Raw genomic sequence first — 4,616 nt, forward strand, 5'->3', positions numbered from 1 at the left:
CCGCCGACGACCAGCAGGCCGCCCAGCGCTACGCCGACCTGCACGCCTGGTCCACCGCCGACCTCGACCGCTTCTGGACGGCGGTCACGCAGTGGTTCGACGTCCGCTTCAGCCAGGCCCCCGAGGCCGTCCTCGCCGACCCCCGGATGCCCGACGCCGTGCTCGCCGACGAGCACCGCACCGGCTCGCAGTGGTTCCCCGGCGCCCGCCTCAACTACGCCGAGCACGTCCTGCGCCACTCCGAGGACCCGGCCCACGCCGACCAGCCCGCCATCCTCCACCTCGACGAGGCGAGCGAGCACCCCGCCGCGACCACCTGGGCCGAACTGCGCCGCCAGGTCCTCGCCCTCGCCGCCGCCCTGCGCGCCCAGGGCATCGGCCCGCACGACCGCGTCGCCGCCTACCTGCCCAACATCCCGCAGGCCGTCATCGCCCTGCTGGCCACCAACGCCATCGGCGCCGTCTGGACCTCCTGCGCCCCCGACTTCGGCGCCCGCAGCGTGCTCGACCGCTTCCAGCAGCTCGAACCGGACGTCCTGATCGCCGTCGACGGCTACCACTACGGCGGCAAGGCCCACGACCGCACCGACGTCGTCGCCGAACTCCGCCGCGAACTGCCCTCGCTGCGCACCGTCGTGCACGTCCCGCTGCTCGGCGGCCCGGCCCCCGAGGGCGCCCTCGACTGGGCCGACCTCGTCTCCGGCCCAGCCCAACGGTCCGACGGCGAAACGGAGTTCGCGCAGCTCCCGTTCGACCACCCGCTCTGGGTGCTCTACTCCTCCGGCACCACCGGCCTGCCCAAGCCCATCGTCCAGAGCCAGGGCGGCATCCTGGTCGAGCACCTCAAGCAGGTCGGCCTCCAGCTCGGCCTCGGCCCGCAGGACCGTTTCTTCTGGTTCACCTCGACCGGCTGGATGATGTGGAACTTCCTGGTCGCCGGCCTCCTGGTCGGGTCCACGATCGTCACCTACGACGGCAGCCCCGGCCACCCCGACGCCGGCGCCCTGTGGTCCGTCACCGCCCGCACCGGCACCACCGTCTTCGGCACCTCCGCCGCCTACATCGGCGCCAGCCGCAAGGCCGGCCTCCACCCCGGCCGCGACCTCGACCTCTCCGCCGTCCGCTGCATCGGCACCACCGGCTCCCCGCTCCCGCCCGACGGCTTCCGCTGGATCTACGACGAGGTCAGCGCGGACGTCTGGCTCGCCTCGGTCAGCGGCGGCACCGACGTCTGCTCCTGCTTCGTCGGCGGCGTCCCCACGCTCCCCGTCCACCTCGGCGAGATCCAGGCCCCCTGCCTGGGCGCCGCCGTCGAGTCCTGGGACGTCGACGGCCACCCGCTGACCGACGCCGTCGGCGAACTCGTCGTCACCAAGCCCCTCCCGTCCATGCCCACCGGCTTCTGGAACGACCCCGACGGCACCCGGTTCCACGACAGCTACTTCGACATGTACCCCGGCATCTGGCGCCACGGCGACTGGATCACCGTCACCTCCCGCGGCACGGTCGTCATCCACGGCCGCTCCGACTCCACCCTCAACCGCCAGGGCGTCCGGATGGGCTCCTCGGACATCTACGAGGTCGTCGAGCGGCTCCCCGAGATCGCCGAATCCCTGGTCATCGGCCTGGAGGAGCCCGACGGCGGCTACTGGATGCCGCTGTTCGTCGTCCTCGCCCCCGGCGCCGAACTCGACGACGACCTCATCGGCCGCATCCGCACCTCGCTGCGCACCGAACTCTCCCCGCGCCACGTCCCCGACGAGGTCATCGCCGTCCGCGGCCTGCCGCACACCCTCACCGGCAAGCGCATCGAGGTCCCGGTCAAGCGCATCCTCTCCGGCACCCCGCTGGAGAAGGCCGTCAACCCCGGCTCCGTCGACGACATCGACCACCTGCGCTTCTTCGAGCAGCTCCGGGCCGACCGCCAGGCCTGACCGGCCCGACGAACGCCGAAGGGGCGCCCCACCCACCGCGACGGCGGGGGAGCGCCCCTTCGGCGTTGACGCGTGCTACTCGCCCGAGAGCACCTGCTGCGCCGCGGCCCGTGCCTCCTCGGCACTGTCCGCGGCCCGCGCCGCCTCCGCCGCCCGACGGCACTGCGCCAGCGTGTACTTCGCCAGCGTGGTGCGCACATAGGGGAGCGAGGCCGCGCCCATGGACAGGCTGGTGACACCCAGACCGGTCAGCACCACGGCCAGCAGCGGGTCCGAGGCCGCCTCACCGCAGACGCCGCAGCTCTTGCCGGCCGCCTGCGCCGCCCCGGCGGCCGCGGCGATCAGGTCCAGCAGCGCCGGCTGCCACGGGTCCTGCAGCCGGGCCAGCGCACCGACCTGGCGGTCGGCCGCGAAGGTGTACTGCGCGAGGTCGTTGGTCCCCAGAGACAGGAACTCGACCTCCTCCAGGATCGCCCGCGCCCGCAGCGCGGCCGACGGGATCTCCACCATCGCGCCGAACTTGGCGTCCAGCCCCGCCTCACGGCACGCGTCGGCGAAGTCCTTGGCGTCCTTGCGGTCGGCCACCATCGGGGCCATCACCTCAAGGTGCACCGGCAGGCCCTCGGCCGCCCTGGCCAGCGCCCGCAGCTGCGTCCGCAGCACCTCGGGGTGCTCCAGCAGGGTGCGCAGGCCGCGCACGCCGAGCGCCGGGTTCGGCTCGTCGGCGGGGGTCAGGAAGTCCAGCGGCTTGTCCGCACCCGCGTCCAGCACCCGCACCACGACCCGGCCCTCGGGGAAGGCCTCCAGCACCTTGCGGTACGCCTCGACCTGCTTCTCCTCGCTGGGAGCCTTCGCCGAGTCGTCCAGGAACAGGAACTCGGTGCGGAACAGGCCGACGCCCTCGGCGCCGTTCTCGAGCGCCGCCGGCAGGTCCGCCGGACCGCCGACGTTGGCCAGCAGCGGCACCCGATGCCCGTCCGAGGTCTGGCCCGGGCCGGAGGAGGCGGCCAGCGCGGCCTTGCGCTCGGCGGCGATCGCCCGCAGCTCGTCCTGCTTCTCCTGCGTCGGGTCCAGCAGCACGTCGCCCGAGCTGCCGTCCACGGCGACGACGGTGCCCTCGGCGACGTCGGTCGCCCCCGGCAGCGCGACCACGGCCGGCACACCCATGGCCCGCGCCAGGATGGCGCTGTGGCTGGTCGGCCCGCCCTCCTCGGTCACGAAGCCGAGCACCAGCGTCGGGTCCAGCAGCGCGGTGTCGGCCGGCGCCAGGTCCCGCGCGAACAGCACGTACGGCTCGTCGCTGTCCGGCACGCCCGGCATCGGCACGCCCAGCAGCCGGGCCACGATGCGGTTGCGCACGTCGTCCAGGTCGGCGACCCGCCCGGCCAGGTACTCCCCGGCGGAAGCCAGCAGCGCGCGGTAGGCGGCGAAGGCGTCGTACACGCCGCGCTCGGCACTGCTGCCGACGGCGATCCGGCGGGACACGTCGGCCATCAGCTCAGGGTCCTGCGCCATCAGCGCCTGGGCCTCCAGCACGGCCTGCGCCTCACCGCCGGCCAGGTTGCCGCGCGCGATCAGGTCCGCGGCGACCGCCTCGACGGCGGCCTGGGCGCGCGCCTGCTCGCGGGGGGCGTCCTCGGTCGGGATCTGGGTGGTCGGGGGCTCCAGGACCGCCGTGCCCATGTGCCGCACCTGGCCGATCGCGACCCCGTGGCTGACACCCACGCCGCGCAGTGTCTTCTCCATTAGCTGTCTCCGCTGAGATGAGCGGCCCCGCCGGGAACCGCTGAATGCCGGGCCGCCCCGTCATCTCCTGGGGGCGGGTATAGAGGAATAAAAGGGTCAGTTCCAGCTGAAGAGCTCGCCGCCGGCCTGGACCTCGCCGGACTCGGCCACGCCACCGAGGGCGTCCGCATTGGCCTCCAGGGCCACGATCGGAGAGATCGGCGACTTGCCCGCGGCCTCGACGGCCGCCGGGTCCCACCGGATCACGGCCTGGCCGCGGGTCACCGTGTCGCCCTTGTTGACGAGGAGCTCGAAGCCCTCGCCGTTGAGCTGAACAGTGTCGATCCCCAGGTGGGTCAGCACACCATGCCCGTCCGCGTCCACGACGACGAACGCGTGCGGGTGCATGGAGACGACGACGCCGTCCACCGGAGCCACCGCCTCGGTGGGCTCACGGACCGGGTCGATCGCGGTGCCCGGCCCGACCATGGCGCCGGCGAACACCGGGTCGGGCACGTTGGCAAGCCCGACGGCCCGGCCGGTCAGCGGCGACGTCACAATGGTCATGGTTGTGCCTCCCAAGTGCGCAATACAGCGAGCGGCCGCGTGGTGCGGCACACGAGCAACTGAAGCCTAAATCATGTCAACTTCGGACATCTGCTGACATTCACGGGCGAAGACCCACGCCCCGCCCGCCTTGCCGGCCGGCCTCCCACCGGCCTGTGAGTGGTCTAGTCCTCTGGCCGATGCGCCGCACTCTACAGGCATCTTGGCGAATCAGGACCATTGCTGTATATGCTCGCGAGAGCAACAAATCATGCCGCCGCCCGGGTGACCCGTGGTGCGCCCCGATTCGCGCTCCGGCCGCCGACCCGCTAGAGTCGGTCGAGTCGCCGCAACCCGGCGGTTAACGCCAGATTTCGGACGTAAAAAACCCCGGTAAACGGAGCGGAAAAC

General features: G+C 72.8%; 3 protein-coding genes. 1 reads left to right on the plus strand and 2 read right to left on the minus strand.

Going from position 1 to position 4,616, the window contains the following annotated elements; genetic code table 11:
- Positions 1-1,934, plus strand: a 1,934-nt coding sequence (locus tag J0670_RS30725) for an acetoacetate--CoA ligase (protein WP_207815052.1), incomplete at its 5' end; no start/stop codon positions are given.
- Between the two features lie 75 nt (positions 1,935-2,009).
- Here J0670_RS30725 and ptsP read toward each other — a convergent pair.
- Both ptsP and J0670_RS30735 read right to left on the minus strand, forming a co-directional pair.
- Positions 2,010-3,680, minus strand: a complete 1,671-nt coding sequence (ptsP, locus tag J0670_RS30730) for a phosphoenolpyruvate--protein phosphotransferase (RefSeq protein WP_207815054.1) — start codon at positions 3,678-3,680, stop codon at positions 2,010-2,012.
- Positions 3,681-3,776: 96 nt separating this feature from the next.
- Positions 3,777-4,226 (minus strand): PTS glucose transporter subunit IIA, encoded by a 450-nt coding sequence (locus tag J0670_RS30735; protein WP_207815056.1) that lies wholly within the window; start codon positions 4,224-4,226, stop codon positions 3,777-3,779.
- Positions 4,227-4,616: the final 390 nt, after the last annotated feature.

The sequence above is a fragment of the Streptomyces sp. FH025 genome (assembly GCF_017427025.1).
In the GTDB taxonomy this organism is placed as follows: Bacteria; Actinomycetota; Actinomycetes; order Streptomycetales; family Streptomycetaceae; genus Kitasatospora.

Bases quoted from the DNA above. Each gene is read 5' to 3' on its own strand.
- ptsP (WP_207815054.1), bottom strand. From the start codon at position 3,680: ATGGAGAAGACACTGCGCGGCGTGGGTGTCAGCCACGGGGTCGCGATC.
- J0670_RS30735 (WP_207815056.1), bottom strand. From the start codon at position 4,226: ATGACCATTGTGACGTCGCCGCTGACCGGCCGGGCCGTCGGGCTTGCC.